The following is an 18,430-nucleotide window of genomic DNA, read 5'->3' as shown; positions in this document are numbered from 1 at the left end:
CCGGTTCCTACCCCTCGCCGCTGTCGCTCGCGCCCGGCGCGGGGCTCACCGGGTCGGTGGGCGTGACGCGATCCTCGTCCGGCAGGCCCTCGCCGGGGGCGACCTCCTGCTCCGGCGGGACCGTGCCGTCGGGGGTCTCGGCGCCCTCGGGCACCTCGAGCTCGGCGTCCTCCTGCGGCATCTGGGAGCGGTGGATCGAGACGGAGACCAGGCCCAGCCCGCCCATGGTGATGTCGTCGTAGGCGACGAGGCGGCCGGTCTCCCGGTCGAAGTAGAGCATCCGCGCGGTGAGGTCCAGCGGGTCCTCGCCCTGCAGCACCGGCGCGACGCCTCCCGAAGCGAGGGCGCCGCCGGTGGAGCCGACCGTGAACCAGTCGGTGCCCGACCCCTCCCGGTCCAGCTCGACCTTCGAGGTGTGCATGTGGCCGGAGAGCACCAGCGGGGCGCGGCCCAGGAGACCGTCGGGCTGGGTCGGGTCGTGCAGCAGCGCCACGTCGACGGGGTCCTCGGGGTGCGCCTCGTCGTACGCCTCGATCGTGTCACCGAGCTGGAAGGCGCTCGCGGCGACCGCGTCCTTGCCCTCCTGCCAGCCGCTGCCGATGTCGGAGTCGTCGTCGGCCGCGAAGCGGGGATCGCCGATCCCGGCGATCGTCAACCCCGCCACCTCGACCACCTCGTTGTCGACCACGGTGGCGTTCGGCTGCGCCTCGATCGTCGCCGCGGCCGCGGCGCCGTCGTGGTTGCCGCTGATGTACACGTAGGGGACGTCCAGGGTGCCGATCGTGTTCAGCAGCTCGTTCTCGACCGGGGTGCCCCAGGAGACGATGTCGCCGGTGTCGATCACGGCGTCGATCGCGAACTGCGTGTGCAGCTGCTCGATCACGTCGTAGGCCTGCGGGTTGTCGTGGATGTCGGAGACGTGCAGCACCGTGACCAGGTTCTCCTGGTCCAGGCCCACGGGCAGGCTGTCCGCCGCGATGTACAGCGCCGAGACCTGCCCCACGAACTCCGCGAGGGTGTCGCGATAGCTCGCGTAGTCCTGCGCGGTCGCTTCGCCGAGGTCCGCGATGTACGCGGCCTGGGAGAGCAGCCCCTCGAAGCGGGGCTGGGTCAGCGCCGCGGGGGAGAAGGTCGCCGCGGCCGCGCCGACGGAGACGCCGACCAGGGCGACGGCGCTGCCGCCGGCGACCAGCGAGCGGCGCACCCGGCGGAACGTGAGGCCGACGGCGAGGCCCGCGCCGAGGGCGGCGAACAGGGCGTTCATCGCCGCATTGCGCGCCGCGGCCGCGGTGATCGCCTCCGGGGCGCTGCTCTGCAGCTCGGCGAAGCCGGTGTCGGAGTAGAAGAGGGCCTCGGCCTTCTCGACGTCGACGCCCTTGACCCGCGCCTCGATCGATACCGGCGCGGTGTGGGTGTCGAAGGAGACCTCGCCGATCGGCGGCAGCAGCAGCACCGTGTCCGAGGAGAGGGAGGGGCGCACGTGCACCGAGGCCGTCAGCGGGCCGACCTCGACCTTCGAGTCCGGCACCAGTAGCAGTCCGAGGACCGCGCCGAGCACGGCGACGACGGCCGTCGCAGTCACCTGCAGCGCCCGGGCACGGCGACGGCGCCGACGGCGGGCTCTCGCCTCGTCCGTCGGCGCCGGCTGTGCGGGGTGCTCGTCCTCGCGGTCCTGCGCGGACCCGTCGGTCCCTGTGGGGGCGGTGTCGTCCGGGGACCCGGTCCCTCCCGCTGCTGCCGCTCCCGCGGCGTCGTCCGCGGGGTCCGGCTCCTCGGGTGTCGTCACGTCCTCAGCCGAGGAAGCCGACGCGGCGGGGCTCCTCGGTGGAGACCTCGGCGTAGGCGAGTTTGGCACCGGGGATCAGGACCTTCTTGCCCTTGTCGTCCACCAGGGTGACCGGGCTGCCGTCGGCGACTGCGGCATTGAGACGCTCGATCACCGCCTCGGCGTTCTCGTCGGACTCGATCACGAGCTCGCGGGGGGAGTGCTGGATGCCGATGCGGATCTCCATGACCTGACCTTCCCTCCGCGCACGGGCGGAGACGGGAGTGCTGTTCACGGCGAGTCTACGTGGACCCTCAGGCGCTCCGGCGCGCGTACGCCGCGGGCGGAACCGCGTCCCGTCCGCGAGGGGCGAGCCGGTGCTCAGGGGTGGGAAGCGTCCTGCTCGGGTGCCGGGTCGTCGGCGTCCGCATGCTCGGCGCCGGTCTGCTCCACCGGCGTGAAGCCCGTCAGGCCGTCGACCACCACGGCGGTCACGGTGCTGAGGATCTCGTCTCGCTCCTCGTCGTCGGCGGCGTCGTGGAGCTGCTGGGCGGTGGTCTGGGCGATGCCGATCAGGCCCCGGCCGAGGATCCTCGCCTGACCGGTGCTCAGCGCGCGATACGAGAGCAACACCCCCGCCAGCTCGATCGACATCTCGTCGAGGATCCGGGTGACCCGCTCCCTGACCTCGTCCGAGACGACCTCGTGGCCGGTGAACAGGCGCAGCGAGTTCTTCAGCGACATGAGCTCGTAGAAGCGGCGCATGCCGAGCCGGACCCTGTCCTCGGCGTCGCCGCCGCGCCCGGCCATGTCGCGGACCTCGACGAGCATCGCCTCGCCGATCACGTCGAGGACCTCGACGTAGAGGGCCTCCTTCGAGCGGAAGTGCTGGTAGAGGACGGGCTTGGTGACCCCGGCGGCAGTGGCGATGTCGTCCATCGAGGTGGCCTGGTAGCCCTTCTCGGTGAACACCTCGGTGGCCAGTCGCAGCAGCTGCGAGCGACGCTGCTCGCGGGGCATCCGGGAGGTGGTGGGCGAGGACATGAGGTCAACCTCCGGAATCCGACGTTAGGGACATCGGGTGATCCCGCACACTGTACCGCCGTCGGAGTCCTGTGCGGAGCATCCCGGACGTCAGGGCCATGGGGTCCAATGGTCCCATGCGACGCACAGGCACCATCACGAGGGAGGGCATCCGCCTGCTCGGACCCGATCTCGAGGCGCTGCCCGCGCTGCTGCCCGCCGCGCAGCTGGACCCGGGCCAGCGCCGCGCCCTGGACGCCGTCGCCGCCGGCCACCACGTGATCGTCCACGGAGGGACCGGCAGCGGCCGCACCGCCCTCGCGCTCGCCGCGGCCGACGCCGCCGGGGAGGACGCGCTGCTGCTGGCCCCGCGCCGCCTCGCCGCCGGGCGTCTGCGCGACGCGCTCGCCGTCCACGGGCACGGCACGGCCCGCGCCATGACCCCGCCCGCCCTCGCCCATGCGATCGCCCGCGCCGACGCGCTGCGCCGAGGGCTGGGCGAGCCGACCCTGGTCACCGGCGCGGAGCAGGACGCCCTGCTCGCCGAGCTGATCGCCGAGCGCCCCGCCTGGCATCTGGACGTCGACCCCGGCGCACGCACCCTGCCCGGCTTCCGCACCGAGCTGCGCGATCTGATCACCCGCGCCGGGGAGCTCGGCCTCGGTCCCGCCGCGCTCGAGGAGCTCGGCCGCGAGCACGGCCGCCCCGCCTGGCGCGACGCCGCGGCGCTGCTGCGCGACTACCTCGGGGTGCTCGACCTCGAGGCCTCCGCCGCGCTCGACGCCGGCCCCCGCCTCGACTCCGGTGCGCTGGTGCGACGCGCCGCCGTGCTCCTGGCGGACCCGACCCTCCCCGCGCCCTTCCGCACCGTGGTGGTCGACGACGCGCAGGACCTCACCGCCGCCGGCATCGACCTCGTCGTCGCGCTCGCCGCGGCCGGGGCGAAGGTGCTGGTGACCAGCTGCCCCGACGCGGCGGTGGACACCTTCCGCGGCGCCCTGCCCGATGCCGCCGCCCGGCTGCGCGAGGCCCTGCCCGGCGTGCCGCTCGAGATCACGCTGGACGGCGCGCACGGCGGCGAGGAGGGGCTCGTCGCCGTGGTCGACGCGCTGCGGGGCAGGCTCCCGCTCGCGGGCGCCCCGGCCGCGTCCCGTCGGCCCCGCGCCGAGCGACCGGGAGGACTCGTGGCGCTGCGCGCCGCGGACCCGCTGGACGAGGCGCGGCTGATCGGCTCCGCCCTGCGCGACCTCCACCACCGCGAGGGCGTCGACTACGACGACATGGCCGTGGTGTGCCGCTCCGGCGCGGCCGTCGCCGGTGTCGCCGATCTGCTCTCCCGCACCGGCCTGCCCGTGCGGGTCCCGCGCCGCCCCCAGCCGCTGCGCGACGTCGCCGTGGTCGACGACCTGCTCACGATCCTCGAGCTCGGCCTCGCCCCGGCCGGCACCCCGCTCGAGGCCCGCGCCGCGACCGCGCTGCTGCGCGGCCCCTTCGGCGACGCCGACGACCTGCGCCTGCGCCGCATCCGCCGCCTGCTGCTGGCCGCCCATCGCGCGGAGGAGGCGAGCGCGGAGGCGGAGGGCCAGGCGGGACCGGGAACATCGGGGACGAGCGGCGCGGAGGAGTCCGCGTCGGCCGAGGACCCCCCGAAGGACAGCACGGAGGATGCCCCCGCCCCGCCGGTCACGAGCGAGGAGCTGCTCGCCCGCGCTCTGGTCGAGGACGAGGTGCCGGGCCTTCCCGCCGCGGACGCCCGCGACCGCGCCGCCGCCCCCGTGCACCGCCTGCGCGACATGATCCGCGCCGTCCGGGAGCACCGCGCGGACGGCGCCGAGCAGGTGCTCTGGCACGCCTGGGACGCCTCCGGCCTCGCCGGCGGCTGGCGCCGCGCCGCCCTCGGCGACGCCGGGGACGTGGACGGCGCCCGCGCCCGGATGGCAGCGGCGAGGCTGGACGCGCTGCTGGAGCTGTTCGCCGCCGCCGAGCGCCTCACCGAGCGCCGCCCCGGCGCCGGAGCCCTCGACCTCGTCGAGCAGATCCGCGCCCAGGCCGTCGTCGAGGACACGCTCGCCCCGGCCGCCGCCGCCCGCGGCCGGATCGACGTGCTCACCCCCGCCCAGCTCGCCGGCGAGCACCGCGACACCGTCGTGCTCGCCCGTCTCCAGGAGGGCGTCTGGCCGGACCTCCGCCTGCGCTCGACCCTCTTCGGCGCCGCGGACCTCTCCCTGCTCGCCGGACCCCGCGCCGCCGATCCCGCCCCGGGCCCCGAGGCGCTGCGCGCCCTGCAGCGCGAGCAGGTCCTCGCCGATGAGCTGCGCCTGGCCGTCAGCGCCCTCGCCCGCGCCCGCACTCGCGTGCTGCTCACCGCGATCGAGGGCGAGCAGGAGGAGCCCTCCGCCCTCTTCGATGTGCTCCAGGACGCGGCGGGGGAGCCGTGGATCGACCCCGAGGTGCTGCGCCGCGACCCCGGCCCCGCCCCCGACGCGCGCCGCCTCGTCGCCGCGCTGCGCCGCCGCCTGCACGAGGAGGACCCCGTCCGCTCCCGCGACGCGGCCCTCGCCCTGGAGGCCCTGGGCCGCGCCGGCGCCCCCGGCACCGACCCCGGCCGCTGGTACCACCAGCAGCCCAGCTCCACCGCACCGCTGCACGGCCCGGACGACCCGATCACCCTCTCGCCCTCCGCTCTCGAGCGCGCCGTGGACTGCCCCCAGTCCTGGCTGATGGAGCGCGCCGGCGGCACCCGCGCGGGCGGCCCCGCCCAGCTGCTCGGCACCGCGATCCACCACCTCGCCCAGATCCACCCCCGCGGCGAGGTCGATCTCCTGGACGAGCTGCACACCCTGCTGCGCGGCATGCCCGGCACCGACACCTGGTCCGGCCGCCGCCGCGTGCGCCACGCCGAGGACGCCGCCCGCCTGCTCACCGAGCACCTCCGCGTCGCCGGCGAGCCCCTCGCCGTCGAGGCGCCCTTCGAGGTGGCGCTGGACCGCGTCCGCCTGCGCGGCAGCATCGACCGGATCGAGGGCGATGCGACCGGGCTGCGGGTCGTGGACCTCAAGACCGGCCGCACCGCGAAGTCCGCCGCGAAGGCCGAGGAGGACCTGCAGCTGGCCGCGTACCAGGCCGCCGTGCGCGAGGGGGCGCTCGCCGAGCAGCTCGGGGAGGACGCCCCCGAGCGGCTGAACGGCGCCCAGCTCGTCTACGTCGGCACCGGCGGGAAGAAGGCCGCGGTGCGCACGCAGACCGCGCTGCCCCGCGCCGAGCACCCCGAATGGTTCGACGAGCTCGTCCGCGACGTCGCCCGGGAGGTCTCCGGGGAGCATGTCACGGCGCGCCGCAACGCCCACTGCGACCACTGCGCGGTGCGCGCGAGCTGCCCGCTCCAGCCCGAAGGAGAGCAGCTGTGACCACCGGCTCCGTCCATGTCCCCGCCCCCGGAGCTCCCGCCGCCCGGTACTCCGCCGCGCAGCTCGCGGCCCTGCTCGAGCAGCCCCCGCCCACCGCCGAGCAGACCTCCGTCATCGAGGCGCCGCTCGCGCCGATGCTGGTGGTCGCCGGCGCCGGCTCCGGGAAGACGGAGACCATGGCCTCCCGGGTGGTGTGGCTGATCGCCAACGGCATCGTCGAGCCGCGCCAGGTGCTGGGCCTGACCTTCACCCGCAAGGCCGCCCATGAGCTCGGCGAGCGGATCGGCGCCCGCCTCGCCACCCTCGCCGCGGCCCTCCGCGGCGCCGGGGAGGAGCTGCCGCCCGGCCTCGAGCGCGGCGGCGACGAGCTCGTCGGCCAGCGTCGCCTGGTCCACACCTACAACGGCTTCGCCCTGGACCTGGTGCGCGAGCACGCCCTCGCCGTCGGCATCGACCCGGACCTGACCATGATGTCCGCCTCCGCCTCCTGGCAGCTCGCCCACGAGATCGTCGAGGGCTGGGACGACTCCCTGGACCTCGAGGCCTCCCCGGCCACGCTCACCGCCGCCCTGCTCTCGCTGAGCTCCTCGCTCGCCGACCACCTCGTCACCCCCGAGCAGCTCGAGACGCATCTGCGCGAGATCCGCGACCACCTCTCCCAGATCCCGCTGCAGGTCGAGGGCAGGCGACGCACCACCCCGAAGGACGTCGCGAAGGTCATCGACCAGCTCGAGCAGCGCCTGGCCCTGATCCCGCTGCTGCGCCGCTTCGCCGAGATCCGCACCGCCGACTCCGCACTGGACTTCTCCGACCAGGTCTCCCTCGCCGCCCGCATCGCCCGCGAGGTCCCCGCCGCCGCGACCCTCGCCCGCCGCATGCACCGCGTGGTGCTGCTGGACGAGTTCCAGGACACCTCCGTCGCCCAGCTGCGCATGCTCACCGACCTCTTCGGCCCCGGCCACGCCGCCTGCGCCGTCGGGGACCCGCAGCAGGCGATCTACGGCTGGCGCGGCGCCTCGGCCGCCTCCCTCGCCGGCTTCGCCGACGCCTTCGCCACCGAGGAGCAGCCGGTCCTCCAGCGCACCCTGTCCACCTCCTGGCGCAACGACGAGGCCGTGCTCGCCGTCGCCAACCGCGTCGCCGCCCCGCTGCGCGCCGCCGGCGCCGGGATCGAGATCCCCGAGCTGCACCCCCGCCCCGGCGCGGGGGAGGGAGCCTGCGAGATCCTCGAGGCGGCCGACGAGCGGGCCGAGGCGAGGGCGATCGCGGACTGGATCCTCGCCCGTCGCGCCGAGGACGGACGCGACGCCGGGGACGGCGCCGGCCCCGCCTATGCCCCGCCCGCCTCCGCCGCGGTGCTCGTGCGCGCCCGCCGCCAGATCCCCGCCCTCGTCGCCGGGCTCGAGGAGAGGGGGCTGCCCGCCCAGGTCGTCGGCCTCGGTGGTCTGCTGCACCGCCCCGAGGTCGCCGACGCGCGGGCACTGCTCGAATGCGCCCACGACCCCGGCCGCGGCGACGCCTTGATGCGCCTGCTCACCGGGCCGCGGATCCGGCTCGGCGCCCGCGACCTCGCCGTCCTCGGCCGCTGGCGGGACCGGATGGGGTCCCGCCGCCGCGCCGGCACGGGCGAGGCCGGGGCCGTCGGCGCCCGGGACGAGGCCGAGGAGGTCTCCCTCGTCGACGCGGTCGACGACCTGCCGCCGGCGGACTGGACCGACCCCTCAGGCCGCGCCCTCACCCCCGTCGGCCGGGAGCGGCTGCTGCACCTCCAGCAGATGCTGCGCGAGATGCGGCGCCTGCTCCCGCTGCCCCTGCCGGACCTGGTCACCGCCGCGATCCGGGTGCTCGAGGTGGACCTCGCGCTGCTGGAGACCGCACCGGGCACCGGTGCGCTCGCCGACCTCGAGGCGTTCCGCGACCACGCCGCCTCCTTCGAGCGCACCGCCCGTCGCGGCGGCCTCGGCGCCTATCTCGACCTGCTCGAGATCAGCGAGGACGAGGAGGCCGGGCTCTCCGTCACCGCCGCGCCCGAGCAGGCCCACGACCCCGCCGCCGTGACCATCGTGACCATGCACTCCGCCAAGGGCCTGGAGTGGGACCTGGTCGCCGTCGCCGGTCTCACCGAGGGCTCCGTCCCCTCCTATGACCTGCGCCGCGCGAAGGCCGACGAGACCGGGCGGGTGCGCGTGCCCGGCGACGGCTGGCTCGGCAAGCTCGCCGGCGCCTCCGTCCCCACCGCCCTGCGCGGCGATGCGGACACCCTGCCCGAGCTCGCCTGGGCCGAGGCCGACACCCAGGTCGACGCCGAGGGGATCATCCAGGAGTACCGCTTCGCGCAGGGCGAGGAGGCGCTGGCCGAGGACCGTCGCCTGATGTACGTCGCCGTCACCCGCGCCAGGCGCCGCCTGCTGCTGACCTCCGCCGCCTGGCGCGAGGGGGTGCGCACCCCGCGGCCCCGCTCCCGCTATCTCACCGAGGCGGCGCCGCTGGTGCCCGAGTCGTTCCGCTCTGCGCAGGAGGTGCCGGAGGATAACCCGCTGGAGTCCGAGCGGCCCACCGCCACCTGGCCGCCCGCCCCGGGCGAGGCCGAGCAGGCCCGCGCCCGCGCCGCCGCCCGCCTCGCCGAGGTCGCCCGCGAGACCGCCGCCGCGTCGACGGACCTGGCCACCGACGACCCGGCGCCCGGTGGCCCGCAGCCCGACCGGACGGACCCGCCCGGCCCCGCGTCGGCCGCAGGGATCGAGGCGCCCGCGCTCGCCGACCCGGAGCTCGAGGAGCTCGTGCGACGCGCTCTCGCCGACCTCGCCCAGCACGCCGCCGCGCCCGCCGTGCACTCCCCGCCGCGGCTCTCCGCCTCCCAGGTGGTGGCGCAGGCCCGCGACCCGCAGGCCGCCGCGATCGAGCTGCTGCGCCCGCTGCCGCGCCGCCCCTCACCGGCCGCGGTGCGCGGCACCGCCTTCCACGCCTGGCTCGAGAACCGGTTCGAGAGCGCGACGCTGCTGGACCTCGAGGATCTCGCCGATCTCGAGGACCCGGAGGAGGAGCGCGCCCTCGCCGACGCCCGCGCCCTGCGCGAGGCCTTCGAGGCCTCCGACTGGGCGCACCGCAGCCCGATCGCTGTCGAGCAGCCGGTCACCACCCGGATCGGCGAGATCGGCGTGCGCGGCGTGATCGACGCGGTCTTCGCCGAGCCCGAGGGCGGCGACGGCACGGCAGGTCCCGACGGCACCGGCGGAGTGATCATCGTGGACTGGAAGACGGGCCGCATGCCCCGCCCGGCCCAGCTGCGCGAGCGCTCCCTGCAGCTCTCGCTCTACCGCCTGGCCTGGCACGAGCGGACCGGTCTGCCGCTCCGAAACATCCGCACGGCCTTCCACTTCGTGGCCGACGGGATCACCCACGAGGTCACCGAGCACCCCTCCCGCGAACGGATCGCGGAGATGCTGTCGGGGGAGTGAAGCCGCGGGTGAGCTGGTGCCGCCACGGGCTCATGCCGCCCGGGTCGGCGGCCGCCGGGAGAATCGGGTCGGTGAAGGCGCTGAGCCCTGCTCAGGCCTCCGAGCGCGCGGCGTCGGCAGACCGCGCGCCGTCCTCGTTCGCGCTCATCTCGTCGTAGGCGCGCTCGGCCTCCTCGCGCGCGATCTGCGCGAGGTCCGCGTCGAGGTCGGCGATCATGCCGCGGGCGTCGGCGACGATGTCCTCGTCCTCGATCTCCAGGCCGTGCTCGAGCCACTCCGCGACCGCGAACTCGCCGAGCGCCTGCGCCCGCTCCATCAGCCGGGGATGGCTCGAGGTGGGCAGCTCCTCGCGGTACGCGGCGTACAGCGTGTCGAAACGCTCCGGGTCCAGCGACGAGATCAGCCAGGCCAGATCCGTCGCGGGATCGCCGACGAGCGAGGAGGACCAGTCCCGCACTGCGCTGAGGCGCCGGCCCGAGACGAACAGGCTCTCCTCGGAGAGGTCCCCGTGGACGAACTGGGGGGTGAAGTCCCACAGCTCCTGATCGGCCAGCAGCGCGTCCCAGCGCTGCGCGACCGCGGCGGGCAGGTGCCCGGCGGCATGGACCTTGTCGATCCGGGCACGGTGGCGGGCGTGCAGCACCTCCGGGGTGAAGGACTCCACCCCTGCGGACTCCGCCGCGTAGCGCGGCACGGTGTGGATCCGGGCGAGGACCTCGCCGAGGGAGCGGGCGAGCTCCTCGCTGTCCTGCAGGTCGTCGAGCATGAGCGGCCGGCCGACGGGGGCCTCGGTCACGGCGCTGCGCCCGCCCTCGGAAAGCTTGACGTAGCCGAGCACGGGCGGGATCACGGCCTTCAGCGGGGTCCCGGTGAGGGCATCGGCGACGCGCAGGTCGCGCTCGAGACGGATCCCGGCGGCCGTGGTGGCGGGGGTGTGGACCAGCACTCGGCGGCCGTCCTCCGCGACCACTCCGGCGACGTCGAGATCCTCGACCGGGGTGGCGATGGAGGAGGTCCGCACCGGGGCCAGCCCGGGGACCGCCGCCGCGGCGAGGGCAGCCATGGAGTAGGAGTTGCGATGCACGCGTCCACCGTACCCGTCCCGACCCCGCGCGCCGGTTAGGCTCGAGGCCATGCCGACGCTCCGTGGACCGCATCTCAGCACGCCCCTGACCCTCCTGGGCTCCGACCGCGACGCGCTGCTGCGCGGCGAGGACGGGGTGCTCGCCCCCGGCGAGGACGCCCGCTATCTCGTCACCCGCGCCGGGGCGGTCGCCCTGACCGAGGACGAGGACGGCACGCTGCACGCCGTGCTGGAGACCGAGGACCCCCGCGGCGGCACCACCCAGCCGCTGGTGCTGCTGGGCCGACGCGACGGCGTGCGGGTGCTCGCCGTGGAGATCCCCGAGCCGAGCCCCGAGCTCGACGACCCCGGCCGTGATCTGCGCGACCTCCGGCGCGTCGCGGACCGGCTGGCCGATGCGGATGCCGACCTCGCCGCGGCCGCGGTCGCGATGGGTGCCTGGCACCGCTCGATGCGGCACTGCCCGCTGTGCGGCGGGCTGCTCGAGCCCGAGAAGGCCGGCTGGGTGCTGCACTGCCGTGAGGACGGCGTCGAGCAGTTCCCTCGCACCGACCCTGCCGTGATCATGGCCGTGCGGGACGGCCAGGACCGCCTGCTGCTGGCCCGCAACGCCCACTTCCGCGGCCGCTTCCACTCGGTGCTCGCCGGCTTCGTCGAGCCCGGCGAGAGCCTCGAGAACGCCGTCGCCCGGGAGGTCGCCGAGGAGGTGGGCGTGACCGTCACCGAGGTCGAGTACATGGGCAGCCAGCCCTGGCCCTTCCCGCGCTCGCTCATGCTCGGCTACCGCGCCTGGGCGCCGGAGGCAGGCGAGCTCACCCTCCAGGACGAGGAGATCGCCGAGGCGCGCTGGTTCAGCCGCGAGGAGCTCGGCGCCGCTCTCGCGGCCGACGAGATCGAGCTGCCCGGCCCCGCCTCGATGGGCCGCGCCCTGATCGACGACTGGTACGGCCGCTCCGCCGAGGCCTGAGCAGCGCTCGCCGGCCCGTCGGCCGCCCGTCGGGGTGTGAGGCACCCGCCGTCCACAGCACCCCGTGGTGCGTCGCACCGCCCTGGCAGGATGGAGGGCGATGACCGACCAGACCGCCGCCCCCGACGCCACCGCCCGCTCCGCCCCGGCCGATGCGGAGTCGCTCCTCGCCGCGCTCGACCCCGAGCAGCGCGAGGTGGCGGGCAGCTTCGGCACGCCGCTGTGCGTGCTCGCCGGCGCCGGCACCGGGAAGACCCGCGCGATCACCCACCGCATCGCGTACGGCGTCAGCACCGGTCAGCTGAACCCCCGCCACGTCCTCGCCGTCACCTTCACCGCGAAGGCCGCCGCCGAGATGCGCTCGCGCCTGCGGGACCTCGGAGTGCCCGCCGTGCAGGCCCGCACCTTCCACTCCGCCGCGCTGCGCCAGCTGCGCCACTTCTGGCCCCGCGTCGTCGGCGGACCGATGCCCGACATCATCGCCAGCAAGTACGCCGGGGTGGGCGAGGCCTGCTCCCGCCTGCACCTCAGCGTGGACCGGGCGGCGCTGCGCGACATCGTCGCCGAGGTCGAGTGGTCGCGGGTGTCGATGCTGACCCCCGAGACCTATCCCGACGCGGCCGCGCAGACGCGCCGCCCGGGCGTGGCGGGCTTCGACTCCCGCTCCATCTCCCGCATCCTCACCCAGTACGAGGAGGTGAAGAAGGAGCAGGGCGTCATCGACTTCGAGGACGTGCTGCTGCACATGGTCGGCTTCCTCACCGAGCGCGGCGACGTCGCCCGCGAGGTCCGCTCCCAGTACAAGCACTTCGTCGTCGACGAGTACCAGGACGTCTCCGCCCTGCAGCACGCGCTGCTGCGGCTGTGGCTGGGCACCTCCGACGACCTGTGCGTGGTGGGCGACGCCGCCCAGACCATCTACACCTTCGCCGGCGCCCGCGCCTCCTACCTCCTGGACTTCCGCAGCGAGTTCAAGCGCGCCCGCACCATCCGCCTCGAGCGCAACTACCGCTCCACCCCCGAGATCGTTCGCATGGCCAACACCGTCCTCGACGGCGCGCAGGGCCGCACCCGCGCCGGTCGCCTCACCCTCGTCTCCCAGCGCGATGCCGGGCCGCCGCCGCTGGTGGAGTCCTTCCCCGACGACGCCGCCGAGGCCGACGGGATCGCCGACCGCATCGGCGCTCTGATCGGCGAGGGCCGCACCGCCTCCGAGATCGCGATCCTGTTCCGCACCAACAGCCAGTCCGAGGCGTTCGAGCAGGCGCTCACCGCCCGCGGCATCGGCTACCTGGTGCGCGGCGGGGACCGCTTCTTCGAACGGCAGGAGGTGCGGCGCGCGATGGTGTCCCTGCGCGCCGCGACCCGGGTCGAGCAGCTCGACCCGGCCCGCGCCGTCCGCGACGTCCTCTCCCAGCAGGGCTGGTCCGAGCAGGCCCCGGACACCACCGGCGCGATCCGCGACCGCTGGGACTCGCTGAACGCCCTCGTCGGCCTCACCGACACCATCACCGCCCGGCCCGGCGCGACCATGGCCGACGTGGTCCGCGAGCTCGAGGAGCGGGCCGAGTCGCAGGCCGCGCCCGTCGTCGACGGCGTCACCCTCGCCTCCGTCCATGCCGCCAAGGGCCTGGAGTGGCCGGTCGTGTTCGTGGTCGGCGCGAGCGACGGGCTGCTGCCGATCTCCATGGCCAAGACCCCGGCCGAGGTCGAGGAGGAGCGGCGACTGTTCTACGTCGCCCTCACCCGCGCCCGCGACCTGCTCACCGTCAGCTGGGCCGCGGCCCGCACCCCCGGCGCCCGCGGCTCCCGCAAGCCCTCCCGCTTCCTCGACGGGGTGCTCGCCCACCCCGACTCCCCGCGCACCGCGCCCGGCCCCGGACCGCGCCGCACCGGCCGTCGCTCCGCGACCGTCTACTCCGAGTGCCGGGTGTGCGGGCAGGGCCTCGTCTCCGCCGCCGAGCAGCGGCGCGGCCGCCACGACGGCTGCCCCTCCACCGCAGGGCCCGAGCTGCTCGCCGAGCTGCGCAGCTGGCGGCGCGAGGAGTCCGGCCGGCGCGGCGTCCCCGCCTACGCCGTGCTCACCGATGCCGCCCTCGAGGCCGTCGCCGAGCGTGCGCCCCGCACCGAGGAGGAGCTGCTGGCCGTGCCCGGGATCGGCCCCGCGAAGGTCTCCTCGTACGGCGCCGCGCTGCTGCAGATCCTCGCCGGACCCTCCGAGAAGGACTGAATCCGCAGGTCAAAAAATACTTCTGCATTCGCCGGGACGGGTGTAGAGTCGTCCACGTCAATCGTTCGGGTCGTGAGCCGGGAAGCCGGGGCACGCGCACAGAAAGGGGGTGGGTCTCGTGATCGTTTTCAGGAATCTGGCAGGAGCTGGCCTGCGCCCCCTCGGCGCGCCCGCTCTTCTGCCGCGCGAACGGGGCTATGCCCCTGCGGTGCTCCGCCTGAGCTGACGAGGTCCACCCTCGCTGCACGGGGCGGCACCGGCGCCGCCCCCTCCCGCCCCTCCCGGGGCCGTCCTTCCCGACGACGTCGAAGCAGCGAGACGATGACTTCTCTACTGACCACTTTCCTGAACCCTGCGGACGCCTCCGCAGACATGCTGCCGTGCCACGACGCGGACGCGGCCGACCTCTTCTTCTCCGAGCGCCCCGCCGACCTCGAGCAGGCCAAGCTCCTGTGCGCTGACTGCCCCCTGATCAAGGAGTGCCGCCAGGGCGCTCTGGACCGGGGCGAGCCCTGGGGCGTCTGGGGAGGTGCGATCTTCCAGGACGGCCGCATCATCGCCGTCAAGCGCGGCCGCGGCCGCCCGCGGAAGAACCCGCTCCCCGACGCCGACGCGGCATGAGCGCGCCCGCGACGGGCGAGGGGACGACGAAGGGCGGGGCACCGATGGTGCCCCGCCCTTCGCGGTCTGTGGAGGCAGAGCCTCGCAGTACGTCGATCAGCAGTGTTCGGTGCCGGATCTCCTACCGCTCGTACCTCGCAGTACGTCGATCAGGCCTTGCCGAGGATCCGGTTCAGCTTGGTGCCGCACTCCGGGCACACGGCCTTGGCCATGCGACGACCGTTGGAGACGACGACGTTGCCCTCGGCCTCCCGCTTCTCGCGGCACTTGACGCAGTAGAACTCTCCGGCATAGGTCTCGTCGGCCATATCCGCTCCTCGTGGGTTCGTGAGTGATGAACATTCACCGGCGCACGACTCTCGCCGCGGACCGGGACCGGACCACTGTAGCGGGGGGCGCACATGCGCACGAATCAGGAACGGCCGCGGCGCGGCGCAGAAGAGGGGTGATCCGATCTGACCGGCCCGTCGTGCGCTTCGGGAGACTGGGGGCTCCGGGGGAGCCGAGGAAGTGCGCACGACGAGCCGATATCGGCGGCCCGACGGCAGCGTGAGGCCGACCTGGGCCGTAGGACCCCGGGGGCGCTCAGCACCACGCGCACCTTCCCCGTGTGCGTCCTGCTAGTTATCCCGGGGTCCTACGTGCAGGGAAACCTAGCCCCTGCGGACCGGGCGGGTCAAAGACGGACCGGGGACCGACTGTGGACAACCGGCCCCATCCTGTGGACAGCCGGCACCACCCGGTGTGAACACTGTGGAGGAACCGTCATCGTCCCCGGTCACGACGTTCTGACCGGCCGGTTCGCAGTGCACAGCTGTGGACGAAAAAACTTCGCCTGCCGAGCGTGCCAGGCTTGCCCCATGAATGATCTGGTCCACCATGAGCAGCTGAGCGGGCCCCGCGGTGAGCGGGTGCTCGTGCGGCGCAGCGCACGCCGGCGCCGCACCGTGTCCATCACGAGGCGCGACGGCGACATCGTGGTCGCGATCCCCGCCTCCTTCAGCGCCCGCCAGGAGCGGGACTGGGCACGGAAGATGGTCGACCAGATGGTCGCGCGGGAGGCGCGCAGCACCCCCGCGAGGCGCAGCGATGCAGAGCTGATGGGGATGGCGCGCGAGGTCAGTGAAGCTCATCTCGGTGGCCGGGCCCACCCCGCCTCGGTGACGTGGTCCACACGCCAGAACACCCGCTGGGGCTCGTGCACCCCGGCCGACGGCACGATCCGGCTCTCGCACCAGCTGCAGGGCATGCCGGACTACGTGGTGCGCTCGGTGATGATGCACGAGCTGGTGCACCTGCTCGTGCCCGGCCACGGGCCCGAGTTCAAGGCCCTCATGGCCGCCTACCCGCAGGCGGAGAAGGCGCAGGGATTCCTCGACGGGGTCTCCTGGGCGAAGAACATGCCGCCGCTGGACGGCGACGACGTCGAGGAGGCCGCCGGGGAGTCCTGAGCGCGGCCGGGGCGGGCGGGGTCTGCGCGCGCGGAGGCCGTCGAGCACAGGACGGCGCCGGACCTCTCGGCGCTGGAGCTCAGCGCAGGAGCTCAGCGCAGCAGCGTCGCGAAGCGCTCCGCGAGGGCATCCAGCGCGGCGGGCAGGTCCGGGACCACGCCCTCCGGCAGAAGCTTCGCCGCTGAGCCCGCCAGGGGCGAGCGCGCTGGCCAGGTGAACCACTTCACGTCCCCCGACTCCTCGCTCGCCCTGAGCGGCATCTCGGCGGCCGGGCGCGGGGCGCGCAGCAGGTACTGCACGTCCCAGTGCTCCTGGCAGCGGCCGAAGGCGGCGTCCAGCCCGTGACGGTGGAGCATCGCGGGTCCTTCGCCGATGCGCTCCAGGCCCGACAGGCCGATCTCCTCGGCGACCTCGCGCCGCGCCGCCTGCTCGAGGCTCGTCTCGCCGTCCTCGAGATGACCGCCGGGCTGGACCCAGAAGCGGCCCTTGAGATGCCAGACGAGCGCCACGTGCTCGCCCGGCGCATCGGTCACGATCGCGCTCGCGGTGAGATGGCGCGGCCCGCCGTCGCGGTACAGGGCGCGCGGCACGCCCGTCAGCAGGTCGAGGAACTCCCGGGCGAGGTCGGGCGTCGAGGCCGCGCCCTCGAGCGCGAGGGCGAGCTCTGCCGCCGCCGGCTCGGGCGCGGCCGACGACGTCGGAGCGCTCACGGGCGGCTCGGCGGCAGGAGCCCCGTCCGCCACCGGCGAGGCGTCCGCGGTGCCGTCGTCCACCTCAGCGGGCATCGCCCGCCGGGCCGTTCCCGTCCTGGTCGGTGCCGGCCCCGTCGGAGTCGCCGCTGTCCGAACCTCCGTCGTCGGTGCCCCCGTCGCCCGGGTCCTCGTCGTCCTCGCGCAGCCGGCCCTGCTCGTCCTCGCGGGGCGCGTCGTCCACGCCCTCGCCGGACAGCAGCTTCTCGAGCTCCGCGTCGAAGTCGACGGGGATGGTGACGTCGGCGAGCTCCTCCGCGCCCTCCGCCGGGGCGGCGGCATCGGTCCTCGGCGCCTGCGGCGTGCCCGAGAGCACCTCCGCCGTGGGCAGCAGGTCGGGGTGGTCCCACTTCGCCTCGCGGCCGGTCTCGCCCTCGGTGGCCAGCACGGACTCCCACCAGGACAGCGCCTCGCGCACGCGGCGCGGCCGCATCTCGATGCCGATGGTCTTCGAGAGCATCTGCTCTGCCGGGCTGCCGGCCGCGCGGCGGCGGCGCAGCACCTCGCGCAGCGCCTCGAGGTCCGGCAGCTTGCCGGTCAGCGCCTTGGTGGTGACGTGGTCGACCCACGCCTCGATCAGTGCGAGGGTGGTCGCGAGCTCCTCGAGGGCACGCTCCTGCGAGGCGCGGCGCGTGAAGACGAACATCTCCTCGGGCCGGCGCGCCTGCATCGACTGCGGGTCCGAGAGGTCCAGGTCCCGCACCATCTCGTCGAGCGCGTCGAGATCCAGGGTGATCCCGCGGGAGTAGTCCTCGATCGCGGAGAACAGGGCGCGGCCCAGCCACGGCGCGGCGGTGAACAGGGCGGTGTGCGCGATCTCGCGGGAGGCGAGGAAGATCCGCGTCGCCGCCGGGTCGAGGGAGTGCGCGGAGATGAGGTCCTCGACGTTCGCGGCGACCAGCGCCGGCTCGCCGTCGCGGCCGAGCGGCAGCCCCAGGTCCGTGGTGCCGGAGATCTCCCGGGCCAGCGCCCCGATCGCGTGGCCGAACTGGACGCCGAACATCGTCCCGCCGATGCGCTCCATCATCCCGGCCGGATCGCCGCCGCCGGGCATCTGCATCCCGGCCGCGCCCATGGCGCCGAGATCGCCCATCTGCCCCATCTGCGCGCTGATCGCCTCGCCGATGGCGCCGGCCATGTACTTCGCGACCGGCTCCACGATCGGCTTCCAGCGCGGCAGGGTGCGCGCGAGCCAGGTGCCGCGGCTGTACACCTGCAGCTCCGCGGTGGGCACGTCGATCGCGAGCACCGGGTCCAGCCAGAGCCGCGCCACCTGCGCCGCCTGGCGCAGCTCGGCGACCTGCTCGGCCGACGGGCTCGGATCGCCCGGCGTGCCGGACGGCGTCTCGACTCCCGGCAGGGTCACCTGGCCGGCGGCGGTGCGACGCGCGAGGTCCTCCGCCATCTGCCAGTTCACGGGGCTGTCGCCCTGGGCGGCGAAGAGGTGCTGCATCTGGGCGGCGGCCGCGCGCAGCTGCGCGGGGTCCTGGGGGAGGTTCGCCTGCTGCGCGAGGGCGGAGAGGTCCAGCCCGTCCAGCGCCCCCTCGGGGAGCGCGTCCCCGAAGGTCTCCTTCAGGAAGCGCTTCAGCGCCTCCTCGTCCATGTCACCGGGTCCACCCGGGATCGGGGCATCGCTCATGGCCACCTCCTGCGGTCCGTGGGGTCCCCAGGGTAC

Annotated in this window: 13 protein-coding genes; 6 read left to right on the top strand and 7 right to left on the bottom strand. The window is 74.9% G+C overall.

The genetic code is table 11. The features are described from left to right. Positions 1 to 7 precede the first annotated feature (7 nt). The 3 genes from Y09_RS02935 to Y09_RS02925 all read right to left on the bottom strand — a co-directional run bounded on the left by Y09_RS02935 (position 8) and on the right by Y09_RS02925 (position 2,809). Entirely contained in the window at positions 8 to 1,786 is a 1,779-nt protein-coding gene (locus tag Y09_RS02935; RefSeq protein ID WP_053916168.1) for a metallophosphoesterase, read from the bottom strand. A gap of 4 nt (positions 1,787 to 1,790) precedes the next feature. Further along, complete coding sequence (locus tag Y09_RS02930) at positions 1,791 to 2,012, bottom strand: DUF3107 domain-containing protein (protein ID WP_053916167.1); 222 nt, start codon at positions 2,010 to 2,012, stop codon at positions 1,791 to 1,793. Between the two features lie 134 nt (positions 2,013 to 2,146). Continuing rightward, positions 2,147 to 2,809 (bottom strand): TetR/AcrR family transcriptional regulator, encoded by a 663-nt coding sequence (locus Y09_RS02925; RefSeq protein WP_053916166.1) that lies wholly within the window; start codon positions 2,807 to 2,809, stop codon positions 2,147 to 2,149. Between the two features lie 116 nt (positions 2,810 to 2,925). Between Y09_RS02925 and Y09_RS02920 the strand changes: the two genes are divergently transcribed. Together Y09_RS02920 and Y09_RS02915 are read left to right on the top strand one after the other, a co-directional pair. Next, complete coding sequence (locus tag Y09_RS02920) at positions 2,926 to 6,195, top strand: UrvD/REP family ATP-dependent DNA helicase (RefSeq protein WP_053916165.1); 3,270 nt, start codon at positions 2,926 to 2,928, stop codon at positions 6,193 to 6,195. Further along, positions 6,192 to 9,653, top strand: coding sequence for an ATP-dependent DNA helicase (locus Y09_RS02915; protein ID WP_053916164.1), 3,462 nt, complete (start codon positions 6,192 to 6,194; stop codon positions 9,651 to 9,653). Before Y09_RS02920 ends, Y09_RS02915 begins: the two co-directional genes overlap by 4 nt. A gap of 91 nt (positions 9,654 to 9,744) precedes the next feature. Here Y09_RS02915 and Y09_RS02910 read toward each other — a convergent pair whose 3' ends face one another. Further along, positions 9,745 to 10,737 (bottom strand): phosphotransferase, encoded by a 993-nt coding sequence (locus tag Y09_RS02910; protein WP_053916163.1) that lies wholly within the window; start codon positions 10,735 to 10,737, stop codon positions 9,745 to 9,747. 49 nt (positions 10,738 to 10,786) lie between these two features. Between Y09_RS02910 and nudC the strand changes: the two genes are divergently transcribed. From nudC to Y09_RS02895, 3 genes are all read left to right on the top strand, one after another. Beyond that, the gene (gene nudC, locus Y09_RS02905) at positions 10,787 to 11,704 is read left to right on the top strand and encodes an NAD(+) diphosphatase (protein ID WP_053916162.1); all 918 of its coding nucleotides are present in this window, start codon (positions 10,787 to 10,789) and stop codon (positions 11,702 to 11,704) included. A gap of 100 nt (positions 11,705 to 11,804) precedes the next feature. Continuing rightward, positions 11,805 to 13,934: an ATP-dependent DNA helicase UvrD2 gene (locus Y09_RS02900; protein ID WP_053916161.1), complete on the top strand. Its 2,130-nt coding sequence runs from the start codon at positions 11,805 to 11,807 to the stop codon at positions 13,932 to 13,934. A gap of 321 nt (positions 13,935 to 14,255) precedes the next feature. After that, positions 14,256 to 14,555, top strand: a complete 300-nt coding sequence (locus Y09_RS02895) for a WhiB family transcriptional regulator (RefSeq protein ID WP_053916160.1) — start codon at positions 14,256 to 14,258, stop codon at positions 14,553 to 14,555. Between the two features lie 149 nt (positions 14,556 to 14,704). Here the strand turns inward: Y09_RS02895 and Y09_RS17620 are convergent, their stop codons facing one another. Continuing rightward, positions 14,705 to 14,863, bottom strand: a complete 159-nt coding sequence (locus Y09_RS17620) for a DUF5679 domain-containing protein (RefSeq protein ID WP_010551122.1) — start codon at positions 14,861 to 14,863, stop codon at positions 14,705 to 14,707. 552 nt (positions 14,864 to 15,415) lie between these two features. On the opposite strand from Y09_RS17620, the gene Y09_RS02890 reads away from it, so the two are divergent. Continuing rightward, positions 15,416 to 16,006, top strand: coding sequence for a M48 family metallopeptidase (locus Y09_RS02890; protein WP_010551121.1), 591 nt, complete (start codon positions 15,416 to 15,418; stop codon positions 16,004 to 16,006). A 92-nt stretch (positions 16,007 to 16,098) separates the two neighbouring features. Here Y09_RS02890 and Y09_RS02885 read toward each other — a convergent pair whose 3' ends face one another. Both Y09_RS02885 and Y09_RS02880 read right to left on the bottom strand, forming a co-directional pair. Then, positions 16,099 to 16,716, bottom strand: a complete 618-nt coding sequence (locus Y09_RS02885) for an NUDIX hydrolase (protein WP_234695606.1) — start codon at positions 16,714 to 16,716, stop codon at positions 16,099 to 16,101. Between the two features lie 64 nt (positions 16,717 to 16,780). Then, a complete protein-coding gene (locus Y09_RS02880; protein WP_053916158.1) occupies positions 16,781 to 18,394 on the bottom strand; it encodes a zinc-dependent metalloprotease in 1,614 nt (537 codons plus the stop codon). Positions 18,395 to 18,430: the final 36 nt, after the last annotated feature.

Source organism: Brachybacterium sp. SW0106-09 (assembly GCF_001293905.1).
GTDB classification, from domain to species: domain Bacteria; phylum Actinomycetota; class Actinomycetes; order Actinomycetales; family Dermabacteraceae; genus Brachybacterium; species Brachybacterium conglomeratum.
This window is presented reverse-complemented; position numbering and strand designations above follow the sequence as displayed.